Source organism: Alloprevotella sp. (genome assembly GCF_057240785.1).
In genome coordinates this window covers 145,648-165,874 of sequence record NZ_DBHHRH010000037.1, presented here as the reverse complement: position 1 = coordinate 165,874, position 20,227 = coordinate 145,648, and the positions used below count along the sequence as shown (strand labels likewise).

Genomic DNA, 20,227 nt, shown 5'->3' with positions numbered 1-20,227 from the left:
TAAAATACGTAACACACTAAAATTTAAAAAGGAGCAGTATTGCTCAGACAATTAACGCCTGAGCAATACCTTATAATAGAATAGACGAGACAGCAATAAAGAAAATTCTAACTTACTGAGAACTCTCGTATCTATAAAATTCGAGTTGTATTTAATAATGAATGAAAGCGCGGATGTATACCTTTTCATTAATGTGTATCGAACGGGTTCCATCTGTATAACCATTATTAAAAGCACGAGCGATTCCTGTATTAAAGTCAGAGTAATATGTACTTGACCAATAATCCTTTAAATTTGAAGTAGAAGGCATGGGTGAAGAACCTCCTGCATCTGCAAATGCTTTATTGACAACGTGATAATACCAAGCCCGATAAGAGCTATAAGCATTCACCTCTGTGTCCGTTCCAAAACCAACATAGAGGTAAACATTCTTCCAGTCCGTATTGGCGCCAAGATACCATCGTTTCAAATTCGTTACAGCCACACCCGGATTGTAGTGAGCAGCATGATAGAAGGCTGGGCAGTTTGTAGGCTCATTTGCCTTGATCGTTACTCCATCTAAACTCCCGCTGGCATCCCATGTGAAATGTTCGCCAAGAGAAGTCTCCGAAATCTGAGCCCTCCGACTGGGTCGCTCTGACACGGGGTTGTTGTAGACGTTTCTATTTGCAGTCCAAATATCGGGATTACCATTGTTTGCATCATGCAGGGCAATGGCTGAGCGGTCTGTTTCGCTGATTACTAACGCGATAGGTGTGCGCGTACCCTTGTTGCGAAGAAAATCCACTGAACCATCATTGAACAGATACTTGAAAACCTTGGTGAGCTTCACATTCAGCAGATACGTCCCATTGGCCTCTAAGGTTGTGCCGTTGTAGGAAGTGAGTGTACGTCCCACCAAATCCTTATGGTAGATCTTATCTCCTTCGGTAAACTTCAACTGAATAGCCGTGCTCTCGCTCGGCAAGAGATAGTGGTAAGTGCTTGTTTTTGAAGTATAAGTTTCTTGGAAGAAATTTTGATTAGTAGCCGGAAATTGATCCGGAGTCTCTGCCAGTGTGCCTGTTTCGATGGTTGTATAAGTTCCTGTGATAGGATCATATTTTGTCACGGTAGGAGTTTTCCCACTGTTGTCAACAATCATCGCTTTCAACTTGGGGATATTCACCATGGCTTCCAGACCAACACGGACACGCAAGCCCACATGATTCATAACAAAAGGAACTCTTGCTATGGGTTCGCTAATCGTCATCACAGTGCGGCCAATTCGTGCCGTTGCAGCATTGGCTTTTGACACACTTATAACGCCTCCCGAATAGTCAACTTTATCGTTGAGACAAACAAAGGTATAAGTTCCGGGATCAAGCTCCATGACATCTCTGTTAGCAAACTTCCCCGAAGCCACCGTGGCATTGATTTGGCCCTTCAAGGTGCCAGCAGCATCAAATGCAAGCACCGTATACCTACCACTGCTCAATGGCGCAGTGGCGCGTGTTGCTATATGCGCGGCAGATCTTGACAGAGCAGGAACGCGAAGAGCGCCTCTATCTCTTGTAACACTTACTTCACCCAATACGCCATCACCTAAATCTGTCGTATCGGTAGGATTGGGCATACTGTTAATCTTACGTCCTCCCATCACTACTTCTTCGCCAAAATCGGGTTCTGTCAGAGTAAAACTAACACCTTTCGTCGGCACCGCATCAGGATCGTTATCGATGAGGTCGTTGCTGGAACAGCCCACAAGGATGCTGGCAAACAGCAAAAGCATTGCTGATGAAAATTTCCGTGATATAAAATTCATATTTTTGTCATTGTTGTGTATGGAACATGCAGTGTTCCATACATTCTTTATTGATTGAATACGCTCTTAAAATTCTACTTCTCCCCACTCAATCCCCTTTTCTTCCTTAAAATCCGACTCGGAAGAATCTACAGTGGTTGGGCGAGTGGAAACGGCAAATAACTGGACCGTCTCTACGGATAAACTTTCGAATGAAGGTTTGAGATATTCCTTTTTCATTGTTCTTATTTTTTGTAGGTGTAAAGATTGGACTCTTCCAAAATCTTGACACCTTTTTTATTGCATACTGCAATAGTGAAAACATCCCTAAGCTAGAGTATTCTTTCTCAAAATGCCTCGCACTCTATTATTAGACTTACATTCTAGCAACATACTCTTAGATAGTCAGAATATAAGCTTTCAAAACGTTTCTCTCAGCATAATATTTCCTTATAAACAGTTATTCTTACGCTTTTACAGAATTGGCATGCAAAAATACATCTTTTTTACATACTACCATGCATCTTACTAATATTTTTTCTTTTGTAATTCTCATAAGATTAACATAATAGCCAATTCAGGATAAGCCTCACGGCATTCTTCCACCGCCCTTAGAAAATCCGCCTTTGCTTCCGCAACGGTATTACCGTCTCCATCGATAAGGGCATAATCTCCTATTGGTGTCTCACTATAACAAGAGTAAGTTTTATTCTCTCCATATTCAACCGTTACTAAAATTTTCTTTGCCATTTCTCTTTGCTTTTATGAATTTCTCTTTTTATCTTTGCGGTGTAGATTGATGGTCGCATGATTTGGGAGCGAGCAGCGTTAACAGCGGTGATATAGGAAGTTCGAGTCTTACCCTTTCTACACTTAGGGGCTTAATTGCCCCTATTTTATTTTCTCATATTGCTTCGTACTCATATTTCCGGTCCTCCCCGAATTTTGTCCATATCTTCTCCCAATAAATCATTTTTTGTTGCCATGTCGTCACAGAGAAGATAATCAATTGATAAATAAGATTTTGTTAGCGTGACAAGAAGATCAGAGATATCCGCGGATTCAAATCTTCTCTTAAAGTTTGCTCGAAAAAGACTCTAATGTTTTACCATAATCATATTCAGCTTTTACCACGTTTTGAGTTTTTATATTTGTCTCCTATCAAATATTCTCTTTATATTTGCCATAGATTGCTGGGTACATCTATAGCAAGTCTACCTTAAAAGCGATTTCCTGAGAGATCGAGTATCTCCACATTCGAAATTACGTGCAGAAAACTTGAGCACACAAAAGAAAGACGCGAATAAAAAGAAACAGAGGTAGAATACTCAGTAAAATACAAACAACTAAGAATATGAAACCAACCAAAGAAAACACACTTTACCTGACAATAAAACAGGTATATTTTGATCAAATCATAGAAGGATCAAAGAAAGAGGAATATCGAGAAATAAAGGATACCACCTACAAGAAATACCTAGAAGTGAGCGAGCAAGGTTGGCCACTATTTGACACAACTTTGATCAGTGAAGACGATGAGCTACTTGGCGATCTCTGCATCTGGAATAATGGTGTTTATCCTTATATCCCCAAACAGAAATGGGAGTTTCTCCATCTCGCAGTTGGCTATGCCAAAGAGCGTGATACAGCCATTGTTGAAATCACGGACATCACTTTTCAGCCGCTCTTGGATAAGAAAGGGAATCCTGCACGCTTCTCTGTTGATGAAAATGATATGGCTAAAATTGATGCAGAAGGGAATCTGTGCTTTTGGATGGCAGTTTTCCATCTGGGAGAAATAGTAGAACTTCATAGGAAGTAAATCGTTCTTCGCACATTCCCATACTCCTCTCTCTTTACTGTCTATAATAAAGGAGAGGATGCAGCTCAAGGAGTTAATAACTTAGTGCAGATTAGAGTAAGCTAACTTGCACTGAGATTATGTATTTGTGGAAATTGAAACCTTTTTAACTAACACTGTATTTTTCTAGCATAGATTTTGTAAGCAAGAAGAAAGAAACCCTTCCATTGACGATTCAGAGGTTAATATTGGGCAGGGAATATGAAAGTAAACACACCTCCCATTGGCAGATACTACCTTAAGTTCTGACATAGTGACTAAAGAATTCCTATTAATCTCCAGCAGTGAGATACTGGGGGAACGGAAACTTCGCACTTATCTGCCAATTCTCATTCAAGTTACATTTATTGTCTGGTGGCTTGGGAGATGAGAATCAATAGACTCTGCAATACCTTTTGCCTTCTGCGACAAAACTTGATGGTGTGACTCTTTGACATACTCCCGCCCAATGAAACCTCAGCTTTATTGTTTTGCCCAACAACTTGAGGTTGTTAGGGCGAGAAGCCATGTTTGATGATAAGAGTTTATTGAAGCTTCCTATTAGTCCTTAATTCGCTCCATTTTTTCATCCTTTATAAGCATCATTTTGCTTGATTCTATAGTTCCACATTCAGCTCTGACTCTTTTGTCCTCGGCTGTTGTGTGGTTTAATCTCTTGTTCTTTTTTTATTTGCAGGGAATGCTGTTCTCTTTCCTTATTTCAGTTATATAGTTATTTTCAGCAAGGAGAGATTTTTCTATTTCCGCTTTCTTCTTCTCTATCAGTTCCCTGGGTCATCTCTGTTCTCAGCGCAAGAAGAATATCTCCATTGTCGCTAAGTCAAGAACTTAGCTCAGAAGTGTACTTTGCCTTGACGAAAGAAAAGTTTTCCCAACACCAAGGTAGCGCTTACGGAGCGCAAAGTTAGAAAAAGTTTTTTTAGTTGAACAAGCTTTCTACAAGAAAAAAAAATAGAGTTTTGAGAGATTATTGGCATCTTCCACCAGACATTTTAGGTAAAAAGAATAGGCAATATTTAGTAGATATTTCCAAGCTCTTATATACATAAAAACACCGTGCTTTCTAAATTCTTTTTTCTTGCTTATTCTGAGAGAATAAAAAATGCGTTTTTTTGTTCTTAATTTTAATAGAAAATTTGCACACGAGCTGCATTACTACCTCTGAAACTACCTAAAACAACTTTTGGGCAATGAAAAAGATCTACAATATAGATAAAAAAGCAACCATACTTCACCTTCTTTTCATGCACAACAAAAGATAACTAACATCAGCTCCATTATTTTTTATAGGAGAGAGGCATGGGAAGTTACCATCCCAAGTTTTTGTTCACTTAAGATGTGGAGTACACTTTTACAAGAAAAGTCGTAGTATTAAAACTATCATTTTGAAACATTACCATTTATCTGTCAGCCATGTACGATGAGAAAGTATTATCTTTGCAGCGAAGATTAAAACTTTATGAGCAATGAACGCAATTAAACTTGACATCACGAAAGCTGCTCAGTTTCTGAATACTGACGCAGTGGCTACTTTAGAGCCCGAAGTAAAGAAGGCTCACGAATCACTTGAGAACGGCACCTGCCAGGGTAATGACTTCCTCGGTTGGCTGCATCTGCCTTCCAGCATCACTCCCGAATTTTTGGCCGACATCAAGGCTACGGCACAGACGCTTCGTGAAAACTGCGAGGCTATCGTAGTGGCTGGTATCGGTGGTTCTTATCTCGGTGCGCGCGCTGTTATCGAATGTCTGAAAAATAATTTTGAAGAACTAACGCCTCGCATTCTCTTTGCTGGTAATAATATCAGTGAGGACTATCTGAGCGAACTCACCACTTATCTCAAAACTCGCAAATTTGGTGTTATTAACATCAGCAAATCGGGTACTACCACCGAAACGGCCCTCACTTTCCGTTTGCTCCGCAGCCAGTGTGAAGAGCAGCGCGGTAAGGAAGAGGCACGCAAGGTTATTGTTGCTGTGACAGATGCTAAAAAAGGTGCTGCCCGCGTAACGGCCGACAAAGAAGGCTATAAGAGCTATGTGATCCCCGACAATGTTGGCGGTCGTTTCAGCGTGCTCACTCCCGTAGGCCTCCTGCCCATTGCTTGCGCAGGCTTTGATATTGAAGAACTTGTACGCGGTGCTCAAGACATGGAAAAACTCTGCCAAACAGCTCCGTACGCGGAAAATCCTGCAGAACAATATGCTGCTGTTCGCAATCTGCTTTATCGTGCAGGCAAGCACATCGAAATTCTCGCCAACTATCAGCCAAAACTCCACTACGTCAATGAATGGTGGAAGCAGCTTTATGGAGAGAGCGAAGGCAAGGACAACAAGGGTATTTTCCCCGCTGCTGTAGATCTCACCACAGACCTCCACTCTATGGGTCAGTGGATCCAGGAAGGCGAGCGCAATATCTTCGAAACTGTTGTCTCTGTTGAAAAGTCAAAGTATTCTGTTCTCTTCCCGCACGATGAGGAGAATCTCGACGGTTTGAACTTCCTCGAGGGCAAGCACGTGGACGAAGTCAACAAGATGGCCGAACTGGGCACACAGTTGGCTCACGTAGACGGTGGCGTCCCTAATATCCGCATCAGCGTGCCAGAACTGACGGAGTACTATATCGGTCAGTTGCTCTACTTCTTTGAAGTAGCGTGCGGCATTAGTGGTAACTTACTGGGCGTTAATCCGTTCAACCAACCGGGCGTTGAGAGCTACAAGAAGAATATGTTTGCACTGCTCAACAAGCCTGGCTATGAGGCTGAGAGCAAAGCTATTCGTGAACGTCTGAACAAGTAAGAGATACAACGTACATCCCCTTCGTCTTCCCGCGTGGGAGGCAGAGGGGATTTCTCGTTCACAAATAATGACTCATACCTATAATAATATAACAGCCCCTGAATCTTTCCTCACGGAGAAATTCAGCGAGGCTGTTTTTGCTTATTTGGCACAGAACGGCTTTGAGCATTTTTGTCTGAAAGCCGTACTTTTCGACATGGACGGAGTACTCTTCGACTCGATGCCTAACCACGCCAAAAGTTGGGCAGAAGTGGGACAACGCTTCCGTTTGGGTATAACAGCGGAGGACGCCTACCTCCACGAGGGGCGCACAGGAGCTTCCACCATCAACAGCTTTGCCCGCCTCAACTGGGGCCGAGAGGCTACAACGGAAGAGATAGAGGAAATCTATGCCGAGAAGTGCCGACTCTTCAACGAATGCGAGATGGCGCAGAATATGCCTGGAGCTGAACGTGTCCTCAACGCTGTGCGTGATGCAGGACTTCAGATTCTCGTGGTGACGGGAAGCGGACAGGCTTCATTGCTTGAGCGTTTGCAAACCCACTACCCTGGTTTTTTCAACCCCGACCATATCGTATCGAGTAAAGACTGCCACCACGGTAAGCCTCATCCCGATCCCTATCTCTTAGGACTGGAGAAAGCTGGCGTTCAGCCTTGGGAAGCTCTCGTTGTGGAGAATGCTCCCTTAGGTGTTCAAGCTGCCCACGCGGCTCATATATTCACTATCGCCGTCAACACAGGACCGCTCCCCAACGAGACGCTCCGCGATGCTGGCGCAAACATCCTGTTCCCCTCCATGATGGCTTTAGCCGATGAATGGAGAGGCTAAAACTTTTCTTCCGAAGGGGGAACTATTCCTTCCCTACTCGGATTTCTCTGAGAAAATATCGTAATTCCCACTCACTTTGACTCTCAACGAACTTCTTCCGCTCTACGCCGCCCATCCACAGGTGGCAGCATTGGCTAAAATAATTGGAGAAAACAGTCCGCGGCTCACTTTCTGCAACGGGCTTCATGGCTCGGCAGCCGCTATGGTGTTTTCTGCCCTCACATGCCGGCGCATCAAAGGAAAGCCCTATCTCTTCGTCCTCAATGATGAAGAGGAGGCGGGCTATTTCTATCACGATCTCACACAGATGCTGGGCGATAAGAATGTGCTCTTCTTTCCTTCCTCTTATCGCCGTGCTGTGAAATACGCGCAGCGGGATGCCGCCAACGAGGTACTGCGCACACAGGTGCTCAATGCATTAGCGGACAGAAATGAGGAATATCTTTTTATCGTTACCTACCCCGAGGCGTTGAGCGAACGTGTGGCACCGAAAGTCTCGTTTGAAGCGCGCACCATAAAGATTCAGGAAGGCGGAAACTACGACCTTCCACAGCTCGAGCGCCAGCTGCTGGAACTGGGCTTCCGCCGTGTAGACTACGTTTACGAGCCTGGAGAGTTTGCCGTGCGCGGTAGTATTTTGGACGTATTTAGCTATTCCTCCGAATATCCTTACCGTGTCGATTTCTTCGGTGATGATGTGGAAACGATTCGTACGTTTGAGGTGCAGACACAGCTTTCTAAAGATCGCTTAAAAGATGTTGCCGTAGTACCCGAAATGGAAGGAGGCAATTCGGATTTAGTACCATTCACAGACTATCTTCCCACCGATGCTTTGCTTGTGGTGAAGAATTGGGTTCTCATTACTGACACCATACAGAAGGTTTTCGATGAAGGGTTTGCTAAACAAGCCTACATCGAGAAAAAGGATAGCAAAGAACGCCCCGAATGGGAAATTTATGAGGAAGAAGAGGAGTCACGCCGCTCCACTCTCACGGCAGGCCCTACAAAGGAGCTTGACAAAAACCGCCTGCTTGTGTCGGGACGCGAACTGGGCAAAGCTCTCCTCGCCCTGCAACGCATCGAGATGGGTAACACTCCGTCCGATACGCCAAAGGCTCAACTGCATTTCAAAACGCAGCTGCAGCCCATCTACCATAAGAACTTCGAGATGGTTAGGACTTCGCTCAACGATTTCTGCGAACGCCATTATCGCATCTTTATTGCGGCCGACAGCGGAAAGCAGAACGAGCGTCTGACAGAAATTCTGGCCTCACTTCCTTCTGACACCACAACGCCGACCTCTGCTCCGTCGGCCGATGCGCCTCTTTTCACCCCCGTTCTGAAAACCTTGCACGAGGGTTTCTTCGATGAAGACTTGCAGGTGTGCTTCTTCACCGACCACCAGATATTCGACCGATTCCATAAATACAACCTAAAGAGCGACCATGCCCGCGATGCCAAGATGGCCCTTACGCTGAAAGAACTTATGCAGTTTCAGCCGGGCGATTTCATCGTACATATCGACCACGGCGTGGGACGCTTTGCCGGATTGGTGCGTATGCCCGCTGCCGATGGTACGCAGCAGGAGATGATTAAGCTGACCTACCAAAACGACGACATTGTCTTGGTGAGCATCCACTCTCTTCATAAGCTTTCCAAATACAAGGGGCGTGAGGGCGAAGCTCCCAAACTGAGCCGCCTGGGTACGGGAGCTTGGGAAAAACTAAAGGAGCGCACCAAGAAGAAAATCAAAGACATTGCTCGCGACCTCATCAAGCTCTATTCGAAGCGCAAAGAGGAAAAAGGCTTTGCCTACAGTGCCGACACCTACTTGCAAAACGAGTTGGAAGCCAGTTTTGCTTACGAAGACACGCCTGACCAGCTCAAGGTTACGCAAGAAGTGAAAGCCGACATGGAGAGTGCAAAACCAATGGATCGTCTGGTTTGTGGCGATGTGGGCTTTGGTAAAACGGAGATTGCCGTGCGGGCAGCGATGAAGGCTGCAGCCGATGGGAAACAAGTGGCTGTGCTCGTGCCTACAACCGTTTTGGCGTTGCAGCACTTCAAGACGTTTGAGAAACGCTTGAAGAACTTCCCCGTGCGCGTGGACTATCTCTCACGTGCTCGTACGCCGAAACAGGTGCGCGAACTCTTAACTGATTTGGCCGAGGGGAAAGTCGATATCCTTGTGGGCACTCACAAACTCATCGGCAAAAGCGTGAAATTCAAAGACCTGGGACTTCTCATCATCGACGAAGAACAGAAATTCGGAGTAGCTGTCAAGGAGAAACTCCGCCAGCTGAAAGTGAATGTAGACACACTCACCATGTCGGCCACACCCATTCCGCGCACCTTGCAGTTCTCACTGATGGGGGCGCGCGACTTTAGCGTCATTCAAACGCCACCCCCCAACCGCCGCCCGATACAGACAGAGGTACACACCTTTAGTCACGAGATAATTGCCGATGCCGTTAATTTCGAAATGAGTCGGAACGGACAGACTTACATCGTGACTCACCGCGTCTCTGCGCTTCAGAACCTCAAAGAATTGGTAAAGAAATATGTGCCCGATGCCCGCGTGGCTATCGGTCACGGGCAGATGCCCCCCGCCGAATTGGAGAAAATCATTCTGGGCTTTGCCAACTACGACTACGACGTACTCATCTCCACCACCATCGTGGAGAACGGTATCGACATCAGTAATGCCAACACCATTATCATTGATGCCGCCAACCATTTCGGACTGAGCGACCTCCACCAGATGCGCGGCCGCGTGGGTCGCTCGGATCGCAAAGCATTTTGCTACCTCCTGGCGCCACCTCTGGCGCATTTGAGTGAGGAGAGCCGCCGCCGACTGCAAGCCATCGAGGAGTTTAGCGATTTGGGCTCTGGCATACACATCGCCATGCAGGACCTTGACATCCGCGGAGCAGGCAATTTGCTGGGCGCGGAGCAGAGCGGTTTTATTGCCGACTTAGGTTACGAAACCTACCAAAAGATTTTGGCAGAAGCAGTCAGCGAACTCAAAAATGACGAGTTTGCCGAGTTGTACAAAGAAGAGTTGCAACATTCGACTCTCACAGGCGACTTCTTTGTAGATGAATGCAATGTGGAATGCGATCTGCACGCGTTCTTCCCCGAAACCTATGTGCCGGGAGCCAGCGAGCGTATGTTGCTCTATCGCGAACTGGACGGCCTCACTACCGATGAGCAAATTGCCGATTTCCGCCAGCGCATGATCGACCGCTTTGGGGCGCTGCCGCCCGAAGGCGAGGAACTGTTACGCATCGTACCTCTGCGCCGTCTCGGGCGCAAGGTGGGAGCAGAGCGACTGACACTAAAGAATGGGCGCATGACTCTTTATTTCGTTTCGAAATATGATTCGCCGTTCTATCAGAGTTCTACTTTCGACCGCCTCATTCAGTATGCCACGCAAAACTATCGCACCACTGAATTAAAAGAAAGTGCGGGTAAACGCCGTATGGTTATCAAAAACGTTCCCACGGTGGAGCGCGCTCTCAGTCTACTCCAAAAAATCACGGAATAAGGCATTGCGCATCGCGGACAACTTCAGCTCTGAAAACTACTTGCCCATTCTATACCATCTTGCTCAAAACGGTTAGAGAATCTACGAGAAGTGCCGACTTCCTTGTTCTGCCACACGCCTCGCACGTTCTTTGGCTAAATATGATTCCTACTAAAAAACATTCTCTCTTATCAATATGAATCTAAAAACACTTTTCTGCTCTTCGGAGAAGGCTAAGCGAATCAACCCTCTCTACTTGATTGGCGGCCACTTCTTGTCGTTGTATCTCATCATTGGTTTCATCCTGCGCATCGTGCTCATGGCCTTTTCTCCAGCCGATGCCACTTACACGGCGATGGGCATACTACGTGGTCTCACCGTCGGACTTCTGTCCGACTTTGGTATGGGACTGCTGCTCCTCATCCCGCTCTTTGTTTTCTACATAGGGCTCAACGAATACAAATATAAGAAGTACGCAGCCTTCTCCATCTGCCTGCTGCTCATTGCTGGATTGGCCTACGCCTTTTGGCCTGGATCCATTTTCCGCCAGTATGGTGGCGGTGCTCCGCGCATTGCGCAAATTCTCTTGGGATGGAAACTCCTGAGTTTCTCCCTTCGCGCCTTCATTCCGCGCATACGCAAAGCATGGCGCGCCTGCACGCTCTATCTCACATGGGGCATCTATATACTGTTGTTATTAGTGGTCTCTGCGGGCGAGTTCTTTTTCTGGGAGGAATTTGGCGTACGCTACAACTTCATCGCCGTGGACTATCTGGTCTATACGCACGAAGTCATCGGCAATATTATGGAGTCCTATTCCATCACTCCTTTAATAGCCGTTCTCCTACTGATCACGCTGGGCCTCATCTTGGCGGTCGTGCGCAAACGCCGTTTCCAGTTGGAGGGGAATTATAACCTCCGCCGCTTCGGTTTTGAAACGCTGCTGGCTGTGGTGCTTGTTAGTGCGGGCTTTGGAGCTACCTCACTGACGCATAACCTTGACGCCAACAATCAGTATGTCACGCAAATCGAGCAGAATGGCGCGTACGATTTTGTGCGGGCTTTCTTGAACAACAAACTGGAGTATGACAAGTTCTACACGATGCTCCCACCGGCACAATGCGAAGCGCTCTATCGCCAGCAAACAGGCTTGGACAGCCATGGAACAAAACAACTCTCAGATGGGCAAGGAGCAGAGAAATGCAATATCGTGCTGATCACGGTGGAGAGTTTGAGCGCCGACTTCCTTACGCGCTACGGCAACAAGGAGGGACTCACGCCAAACATTGACCGGCTGATGACGCAGAGCCTTGTTTTCGACAGTCTTTACGCGTGCGGAAATCGCACCGTGAGAGGTTTGGAGGCTCTTTCGCTTTGCATCCCACCTCATGCCGGGGAGAGCGTCATCAAGCAGAAGAACAACCGCATGGGCACACTCTCTGTGGGTTATCAGCTCAGTAAGTTGGGCTACACCACGCAGTTTCTCTATGGTGGCTACAGTTATTTCGACAATATGGGCGACTATTTCTCCCACAATGGTTATGAGGTGATTGATCGCTCCAACATAGCTAAACAGAACATCACCTTTGCCAACATTTGGGGCGTTTGTGATGAGGATATTTTCAACAAAGGCTTGGAGGTGTTTGATGCCGACGCAAAAACAGGTAAACCTTTCTTTGCGCAATTTATGACGACAAGCAACCACCGCCCCTACACTTATCCTACGGAGAAAATACATGTCGAAGGAAATCCCTATACGCGCAACGCTGCAGTGAAGTACACCGACTACGCTATCGGCGACTTCCTCAACAAGGCCGCGAAGAAACCATGGTTCAAGAATACGGTGTTCATCATCATTGCCGACCACTGCGCTTCGAGTGCAGGCAAAACCTCGCTGCCACTGGAGAAATACCACATCCCGTGCCTCATCTTCAGCCCCGGACGCATCCAGCCACAGATTGTGAGCAAGGTGTGCTCGCAAATAGACATTTTGCCCACACTCTTCTCCATCCTTCACCTCCCAGCTAAAGTTAGCTTTGCCGGTAACGACATCCTTTCGCCCAACTTCAAAGAGCGGGCTTTCCTCGCCACCTATCAAGATTTAGGCTACTATGAAAACCATATTCTCACAGTGCTTTCGCCCGTGAGGAAAGTGCAGCAATATGCCATTCGCCCTAATCCCGATGGCACTTTCGAGGAGACGCTACTCAAAAAGCAAAACATAGAACTGACTCAAAAAGCTGTAAGTTTCTATCAAACTGTGAATAAATAAAACCTCTTTTGCAGCCTCTTCCCCACTTGGAGAAGGGGCTGTTTGCTGATTGGTTGAAACCTTCCCTGCCCAGCTTCCCTCTCCCTACTTGAAAATCTGCCGCACCACAAAAAACTTTGTAGCGACAATTTTCACAAAGAATGTAAACAGAATTCGTATTCCAACAAGGTGAGAATAGCTTCAAAACCCAATCACAGTAAGTGAGACATCAGACAACTCTGATTCGTCTGACTCGTCCAATAAGGCTATCAAAAAATGCAATAAGGCTATCGACTGACGCAATAAGACTGCCAGCTGACAGCCTTATTGTGTTTTTGAATAGAATAAGGAAAACCACACCTTTTCGACACATAGAAAAAACTAAAATTATAAGAGAACGACTCATTTCTCTTTTGTTTCTCAAGAAAAACGAGATGCACGTTGTAGCGATACTCCAGTTTTTATGTTTTACAGCAGCTTTCTCAACACATCCTTAGGCAATTCTGCATCAGAATAAAAAAGCAGAGTGTAAAGTATAATTACCTCCACAAATACCTCTTAATTCTGCATCACTCCACAAATTTTAATGTGTACCTCTCCTATTTTGGCGCACAGTTTGCAATAGGTGCAAACAATTAAGAAGCAAACAAGTGTTGCCATCTGAGAGCAGTTCGCCATTCGCAAACACGCATCAGACAAAATGACCTCACATAGCAGAAACTAAAAAGAAGCGGGCCGTATCTTTGCCCTTCCTCCAGAAAGTTTCGATAAAGGAACAACAAAAAATATCTTTTTCTCTGTCAGGTTCAAATTTTGGCACGCCTCTTGCAAATAAGATAAGCAAATCACAAAAGAGAGTGTGTGGAAACACCACTCCAATTAATATTAGATAATAACAAAATAAAAAAATACAATTATGGGAAAGATTATTGGTATAGACTTAGGTACAACGAACAGCTGTGTTTCCGTATTCGAAGGTAACGAGCCCGTTGTTATTGCTAACAGTGAAGGCAAGCGCACAACTCCTTCTGTAGTAGCATTTGTTGAAGGTGGCGAACGCAAAGTGGGCGACCCCGCAAAGCGCCAAGCCATCACGAACCCGAAGCGCACGGTTTATTCTATCAAGCGCTTCATGGGTGAAACCTACGACCAAGTGACAAAAGAAATTGCACGTATGCCCTACGAGGTTGTAAAGGGAGAAAACAACACTCCGCGCGTTAAAATTGACGACCGCCAGTACACTCCGCAGGAAATCAGTGCAATGATTCTTCAGAAGATGAAGAAAACAGCCGAGGACTACCTCGGACAGGAGGTAAAAGAAGCTGTGATTACAGTTCCAGCTTACTTCTCCGACTCTCAGCGTCAGGCTACTAAAGAAGCAGGTCAGATTGCCGGCCTCGAGGTAAAGCGTATCGTGAATGAGCCTACTGCGGCTGCTCTTGCTTATGGTTTGGAGAAGTCTAAGAAGGACATGAAGATTGCCGTATTCGACCTCGGTGGTGGTACGTTCGATATCTCTATCCTCGAATTGGGTGGAGGCGTATTTGAAGTACTCTCAACAAACGGTAACACTCACCTGGGTGGTGACGACTTCGACCATGTTATCATCAACTGGTTGGTAGAAGAATTTAAGAACGATGAGGGTGCTGATTTGACGCAAGACCCGATGGCAATGCAGCGCTTGAAAGAAGCTGCTGAAAAGGCTAAGATTGAGCTGTCTTCTACTACGACAACCGAAATCAACCTGCCTTACATCATGCCAGTAGGCGGTGTGCCCAAGCACCTCGTTAAGACGCTGACACGCGCTAAGTTCGAGCAACTTGCTCATCAGCTCATCGAGGATTGTAAAGTACCTTGCCAGGAAGCACTGCAAAGCGCAGGCCTCAACACTAGCGATATCGACGAGGTGATCCTCGTGGGTGGTTCCAGCCGTATTCCTGCTGTTCAGGAAATGGTGAAGAACTTCTTCGGCAAAGAGCCCAGCAAGGGTGTTAACCCAGATGAGGTAGTAGCTGTAGGTGCTGCCGTCCAGGGCGCTATTATGAACAAGGAAGAAGGTGTAGGCGACATCGTTCTCCTCGACGTTACTCCGCTGAGTCTCGGTATCGAAACGATGGGTGGCGTTATGACAAAACTGATTGAAGCCAATGCTACCATTCCTTGCAAGAAGAGCCAGGTGTTCTCAACGGCTGAAGACAACCAGCCCGAAGTGACTATCCACGTACTCCAGGGCGAGCGTCCTATGGCAGCTCAGAACAAGAGCATCGGTCGCTTCAATCTCGCGGGCATCGCTCCAGCTCGTCGCGGTATCCCTCAAATTGAGGTAACGTTCGACATCGACGCCAACGGTATCTTGAACGTAAGTGCCAAGGACAAAGCTACGGGTAAAGAACAGGCCATCCGCATCGAAGCATCTTCAGGCTTGAGCCAGGAAGAAATCGACCGCATGAAGGCAGAAGCACAAGCCAACGAAGAGGCCGACAAGAAGGAAAAAGAGCGCATCGACAAGCTCAACCAAGCTGACTCTATGGCGTTCCAGACTGAGAACCAGCTCAAGGATCTAGGCGACAAGCTCCCCGCAGACAAGAAGTCTGTCATCGAGGCTGCTCTCCAGAAGCTGAAAGACGCTCACAAGGCTCAAGACATCAACGCTATCGATGCTGCTATCAAAGAACTCAATGATGCTTGGCAAGCTGCCAGTGCAGAAATGTACCAGCAAACAGGTGGTGCTCAACAGCCCGGTGCTGACGCCGGTTTCCAAGGTGGTGCTCAGCAAAACACTCAATCCAAGGACGACATCCAAGATGCCGACTTTGAGGAGGTGAAGTAAAAGCATTACATGCACTAACTAAATAGAAGAAATCCCAGTAACTCTCAACAGTTACTGGGATTTTTGCGTACTCTAAATACTCTTCACTTTCCTTTTACCTTTCCATACAATTATTTACTATATTTGCAACTCATGCGCACTGCAATCAGAGCCAGCCAATCTTTGCACTACTTTCCGCAGATAAGACTCCTCAAATCCTCGCGCAGAATCCGATAACACCCCAGATGAGTAACTTTATTATGGTAGAGCATAAAAAATCAATTCACTTCTTCAACGACCGTGAAGTAAGAGCAGTATGGGACGATGAACACAATAAGTGGTGGTTCTCTGTACTGGACATCATCGCTGCGATTAACGAGCAAGATGATTACCAAAAGACGAGGAACTATTGGAAGTATCTGAAAACAAAGTTGAAGAAGGAGAATAACGAACTGGTTAGTGTCACTAACCAGTTGAAGTTACAAGCCCCAGATGGGAAAAAACGATTGACCGATATGTTAGATGGCGAAGGTGTTGTTTTGTTGGCAAAAGCAATACCCAATGCCAAGGCAATGGGATTTCTTGACTGGTTTACTTACAGCGATAACACCATCGATGGGCAGAGTAAGAAGAAAGCCTATCAACTTTTTGAGAGCAGACTATTGAAAACGGCAGAGCCGGGAAGTGTAAAGTGTCTGCAACAAATACACGCTTATCTCTTTGGAGGACTGTATGACTTTGCAGGACAAATCCGAACAAAGAATATATCCAAAGGAGGTTTTACTTTCGCTAATTGTATGCACTTCCCTGCTACGCTACAAACAATTGAAAGAATGCCAGAAAACACCTTCGAAGAAATAATGGACAAGTATGTCGAAATGAACGTAGCCCATCCATTTATGGAAGGTAATGGTCGCAGCACTCGCATTTGGCTCGACCTCATGCTGAAACGTTCTCTCAAACGATGTGTGAATTGGAGTCATATAGATAAAAACGAATATTTGTCAGCCATGCGTGAGAGTGTAGCTGATAGCGCACACATCAAGGTTTTGGTACAGCCAGCCCTCACCACCAAGATTGATGACCGAGAAATGTTTATGAAAGGTATTGACTATTCGTATTATTACGAACAAAATGAGTGAGCAATTAATTAATATCGTTATCCACCAAAAGAGGCAGCCAATGCTTTGGAAACTGTCATTAAGCAATGCGAGCAGTGGACGGATAATGAACAAGAGATTTATACAATAAAACCAGCCAAGATATATGAAATCCACGAGGATGAAATACTAATAGCTGCTGAGTCATAGTGAAGGGAATAATAAATGATAATCTTGCAAAATAATAAGGCTATGCTAACTATTTCTTTAAAAAGAATAAACTCAAAATTAGATGTACTACTTTTAAACAAACTATTTTATATAGTTTTTGGATGTGTGTTTATAATTATTTCTTGTGTTATTTTTATATGGAATCATACGATTCAAGTATTTGATAGTAAGTATTCTGCAGACACTAATATATTAGGAACGTATGGCGACTTTGTCGGTGGAGTACTAGGTACAATATTTACTTTAATAAGTGTTTTATTAGTTATTAAAACTTTTAAGGAGCAACAAAATGTTTCTAACCAAAACAACGAACAGTTAGAAGTTCAACGTTTTAATGACTTATTCTTTGAGCTCTTGAGATTATATCAATCAGAAGTTAATGAGCTTTGTGGGCAACTGAAAAATATATCCAAAGCAGAAAATAAGGAAACAATAGAGTTTGATAACATCAAATATAATGATAAAGATTTCTTTGATATAGAAAAAAAATATATTCAGAACAATTATAGAAATAGAAAAAGCTATGAAGGCAATCGAATAAACGCAGTGAATTATTACATGTTATTTTATATTGAAAATTCCACAAAAGTTGGAGCTTATTTTCGTACATTATATCGGATATATGATTTGATAGATAGATCAAATATTAACGAAAAAACAAAAAAGAATTATCTAAAAATTATGAGAGCTCAACTTACAGAAAGTGAATTATTTTTTATTAGATATAATGCAATGACTTTCTACGGTCATAATTTTATCCATTATATCAATAAATACCATATACTAAAGCATCTCCCTGCATTTGAGTTATTAGAATTTAAGGATTGGTGGGGTACTTTGGACCAAGTAGAAAAAATGGGAGTTAATATTATTTATGACAGTATTAATAGATTAATCCGAACACAATTTTCAGCAGAATCAAGGATACGAAGTTATCAACCTTTTTCTCCCGGTAACAATACTAAATATAAATTCCAAGTTAAAATTACCAACAACTATGACGTGAGTTTGCTATTGACAATAAATAAGTCAGAAATAAACAAGAATATGGAGTATAGGGCATTTGAGAAATATGATAGTAAAAAAATCCAACAATTATTGGACTGCTTTATTAAAGAAATTTTCTTATATTCCAATTTTGAAAGATTTAATATGCCGGGAGAAGTGGAAACTTATTCTTCTCCTATATCGTCAGAAAACGATATAATATATATTAATAGTGGTATAAGAAATATACAGAAGAAACCTTTGGTACTTTGTTATATTAAAAAGTAACAGGTCTTGTTAAAGTGATAACATCCAAGATATTTTCTAATCAATACTACTCAAATTGAGGAAACATTTTTGTACCATAATAATGTAATTCATTGATAATCAATGTAGAATATATTTGAGGAAGAAAGTCTCAGCAGTACTAAATTATTGGAAATTTTCTTCATCTACTCCTATCATCATTCTATAAATTCCGTAATACTACAATAGGTAGACAATGATTTCTCTGCATAACTCTCTCCCTATAAAAAAGCGAGATTTTGTTGTCACGTTGTCACAAAAAGGTAGAACTTTTTGATTGTCAAAAACTTAGATAGTGTGACAACAAATTTTCATTCTTAATTTGTTGTCACACTGTTGTCACGCTCGTAATACTAACATATTCAAGTTGTTAACAGGGAAGTGTGATAACGTGACGATGTGACAACAGAAAAATAAGATGAGGGAGAGAGAGGGAGAAAGGTGCATAATGTATGTTTTTCTTATTAATATGCTCCAATCCAATGAGGGCGTCAGTTGATAGAATAAGGATGTCAGTTGATAGGCTTATTGTATTTCTGAAAGCAATAAGGATATTTGTGCTTTTTGCTGTTGCGCGTGTAGTTTCTTCTCAGAAATATTTCAGAAAAGATTCAGAAGTTTCACCATAGAGTACATATATATATCAATATATTACACTCTAAAAAAGCTTCAGAAAGGAAACTTCAATAAAGTTGCTCGAATAAATCAAAGAACGATTGCTGAACAGAAAGTTCCGCTTATTTATGAGACAGAGCAAGGAGAGCAGCTCTTTTTTCTCCTACGCTATAAGGAGATTTAGATAAAAAAGACACGAGTTTTTATTATATTTGCAAACAGAAGGATTTGGACATCTGCATAACAGAAAGACCAAGATGAACAACCTAAGACTTAAGTTTCACAATCAAAAAGAGATGATGATATGCAAATACTGCTGGCTTGTGCTAAAATAATGAATGCGCAGACTGATACGCAGGTACCCTGCACCTCGCGCCCACGCTTTGAAGCCGAGGCCGAACGCTTTGCGCTGGAGGTGAGCCAATGGGATGTGGAAGAGGTGGGAAACGCACTAAATTGCAGTCCACAACTGGCGGCAGAGAACCTTTTGCGCTACCAGTCGTTCAGAGAAGAGAACGAGAAAATGCCTGCCATTTTAGCCTATTTCGGACAAGCTTACAAACACTTGAAAGCGGCTGAATTTTCAGCCGAAGACTTCCGGTTTGCACAAGAACATCTTTTCATCACTTCTTTTCTCTACGGGCTTTTGCGACCGCTCGACCTCATCCACCCCTACCGCATGGAAGGCAAGGTGAAGTTGGAAGCCACCGAAGAACGCACCATGTTTGATTTTTGGAAGCCGCGGCTGACGGAAGAACTCATCCGTGCCGTGCAGTCCGACGATGGTATCCTTGTGCATCTGGCCACAAAGGAGATGGAGCACCTCTTCGATTGGAAGTATGTCAAGAAAGAAGTGCATGTGATTCAGCCCACGTTCTACATTGAGAAGAACGGCCGCATGGTTTCTCCCGCCATGTATGCCAAGAGTTGCCGCGGGGCAATGACGCGGGAGATTATAAAACAAGCAAGAGACCTGCGCCAGTTAGTCTCCGAGGGAGAAAGCGTAGAAGCATTCCTACAAAGAATTCAAGACGATTTAGACATTCAATTATAACCCCTAAATGCGCCCCGCTTCAAACTACAGGAGAGAGCTTTCCCTTCATAGAGAGAAGAAAAGGGGCTTCAATTTTA

General features: G+C 44.3%; 12 protein-coding genes and 1 pseudogene. 10 read left to right on the top strand and 3 right to left on the bottom strand.

All coding sequences use genetic code 11. The features are described 5' to 3' along the window. Positions 1-151: 151 nt before the first annotated feature. The 3 genes from ACO4R2_RS08995 to ACO4R2_RS08985 all read right to left on the bottom strand — a co-directional run bounded on the left by ACO4R2_RS08995 (position 152) and on the right by ACO4R2_RS08985 (position 2,533). Positions 152-1,804 carry a hypothetical protein gene (locus tag ACO4R2_RS08995; RefSeq protein ID WP_484769955.1) on the bottom strand — a complete coding sequence of 551 codons (1,653 nt, stop codon included), beginning with the start codon at positions 1,802-1,804 and terminating at the stop codon, positions 152-154. 66 nt (positions 1,805-1,870) lie between these two features. Continuing rightward, complete coding sequence (locus tag ACO4R2_RS08990; RefSeq protein ID WP_311490347.1) at positions 1,871-2,023, bottom strand: hypothetical protein; 153 nt, start codon at positions 2,021-2,023, stop codon at positions 1,871-1,873. A gap of 312 nt (positions 2,024-2,335) precedes the next feature. After that, a complete protein-coding gene (locus ACO4R2_RS08985; protein ID WP_311489656.1) occupies positions 2,336-2,533 on the bottom strand; it encodes a hypothetical protein in 198 nt (65 codons plus the stop codon). Positions 2,534-3,137: 604 nt separating this feature from the next. Between ACO4R2_RS08985 and ACO4R2_RS08980 the strand changes: the two genes are divergently transcribed. The 10 genes and pseudogenes from ACO4R2_RS08980 (at position 3,138) to ACO4R2_RS08935 (ending at position 20,150) form a co-directional block, all read left to right on the top strand. Further along, positions 3,138-3,605 (top strand): ASCH domain-containing protein, encoded by a 468-nt coding sequence (locus ACO4R2_RS08980; RefSeq protein WP_484769954.1) that lies wholly within the window; start codon positions 3,138-3,140, stop codon positions 3,603-3,605. A gap of 1,505 nt (positions 3,606-5,110) precedes the next feature. After that, entirely contained in the window at positions 5,111-6,442 is a 1,332-nt protein-coding gene (locus ACO4R2_RS08975; protein ID WP_484769953.1) for a glucose-6-phosphate isomerase, read from the top strand. Between the two features lie 67 nt (positions 6,443-6,509). Continuing rightward, entirely contained in the window at positions 6,510-7,271 is a 762-nt protein-coding gene (locus ACO4R2_RS08970; protein WP_484769952.1) for an inorganic diphosphatase, read from the top strand. A 76-nt stretch (positions 7,272-7,347) separates the two neighbouring features. After that, a complete protein-coding gene (mfd, locus tag ACO4R2_RS08965) occupies positions 7,348-10,818 on the top strand; it encodes a transcription-repair coupling factor (RefSeq protein ID WP_484769951.1) in 3,471 nt (1,156 codons plus the stop codon). A gap of 175 nt (positions 10,819-10,993) precedes the next feature. Further along, on the top strand, positions 10,994-13,069 hold the full coding sequence (locus ACO4R2_RS08960) for an LTA synthase family protein (RefSeq protein ID WP_484769950.1): 2,076 nt from the start codon (positions 10,994-10,996) through the stop codon (positions 13,067-13,069). Between the two features lie 895 nt (positions 13,070-13,964). Further along, positions 13,965-15,878, top strand: a complete 1,914-nt coding sequence (gene dnaK / locus ACO4R2_RS08955) for a molecular chaperone DnaK (protein WP_484769949.1) — start codon at positions 13,965-13,967, stop codon at positions 15,876-15,878. A gap of 224 nt (positions 15,879-16,102) precedes the next feature. Next, complete coding sequence (gene fic / locus ACO4R2_RS08950) at positions 16,103-16,999, top strand: protein adenylyltransferase Fic (RefSeq protein ID WP_484769948.1); 897 nt, start codon at positions 16,103-16,105, stop codon at positions 16,997-16,999. A 12-nt stretch (positions 17,000-17,011) separates the two neighbouring features. Further along, positions 17,012-17,167, top strand: a pseudogene (locus ACO4R2_RS08945) (type I restriction enzyme endonuclease domain-containing protein); the annotation flags it as partial. 42 nt (positions 17,168-17,209) lie between these two features. Beyond that, the gene (locus ACO4R2_RS08940; protein ID WP_484769947.1) at positions 17,210-18,463 is read left to right on the top strand and encodes a putative phage abortive infection protein; all 1,254 of its coding nucleotides are present in this window, start codon (positions 17,210-17,212) and stop codon (positions 18,461-18,463) included. 937 nt (positions 18,464-19,400) lie between these two features. Further along, the gene (locus ACO4R2_RS08935; protein WP_484769946.1) at positions 19,401-20,150 is read left to right on the top strand and encodes a YaaA family protein; all 750 of its coding nucleotides are present in this window, start codon (positions 19,401-19,403) and stop codon (positions 20,148-20,150) included. Positions 20,151-20,227 lie beyond the last annotated feature (77 nt).

Bases quoted from the DNA above. Each gene is read 5' to 3' on its own strand.
- ACO4R2_RS08995 (WP_484769955.1), bottom strand. From the start codon at position 1,804: ATGAATTTTATATCACGGAAATTTTCATCAGCAATGCTTTTGCTGTTT.
- ACO4R2_RS08990 (WP_311490347.1), bottom strand. From the start codon at position 2,023: ATGAAAAAGGAATATCTCAAACCTTCATTCGAAAGTTTATCCGTAGAG.
- ACO4R2_RS08985 (WP_311489656.1), bottom strand. From the start codon at position 2,533: ATGGCAAAGAAAATTTTAGTAACGGTTGAATATGGAGAGAATAAAACT.
- ACO4R2_RS08980 (WP_484769954.1), top strand. From the start codon at position 3,138: ATGAAACCAACCAAAGAAAACACACTTTACCTGACAATAAAACAGGTA.
- ACO4R2_RS08975 (WP_484769953.1), top strand. From the start codon at position 5,111: ATGAACGCAATTAAACTTGACATCACGAAAGCTGCTCAGTTTCTGAAT.
- ACO4R2_RS08970 (WP_484769952.1), top strand. From the start codon at position 6,510: ATGACTCATACCTATAATAATATAACAGCCCCTGAATCTTTCCTCACG.
- ACO4R2_RS08960 (WP_484769950.1), top strand. From the start codon at position 10,994: ATGAATCTAAAAACACTTTTCTGCTCTTCGGAGAAGGCTAAGCGAATC.
- dnaK (WP_484769949.1), top strand. From the start codon at position 13,965: ATGGGAAAGATTATTGGTATAGACTTAGGTACAACGAACAGCTGTGTT.
- fic (WP_484769948.1), top strand. From the start codon at position 16,103: ATGAGTAACTTTATTATGGTAGAGCATAAAAAATCAATTCACTTCTTC.
- ACO4R2_RS08940 (WP_484769947.1), top strand. From the start codon at position 17,210: ATGCTAACTATTTCTTTAAAAAGAATAAACTCAAAATTAGATGTACTA.
- ACO4R2_RS08935 (WP_484769946.1), top strand. From the start codon at position 19,401: ATGCAAATACTGCTGGCTTGTGCTAAAATAATGAATGCGCAGACTGAT.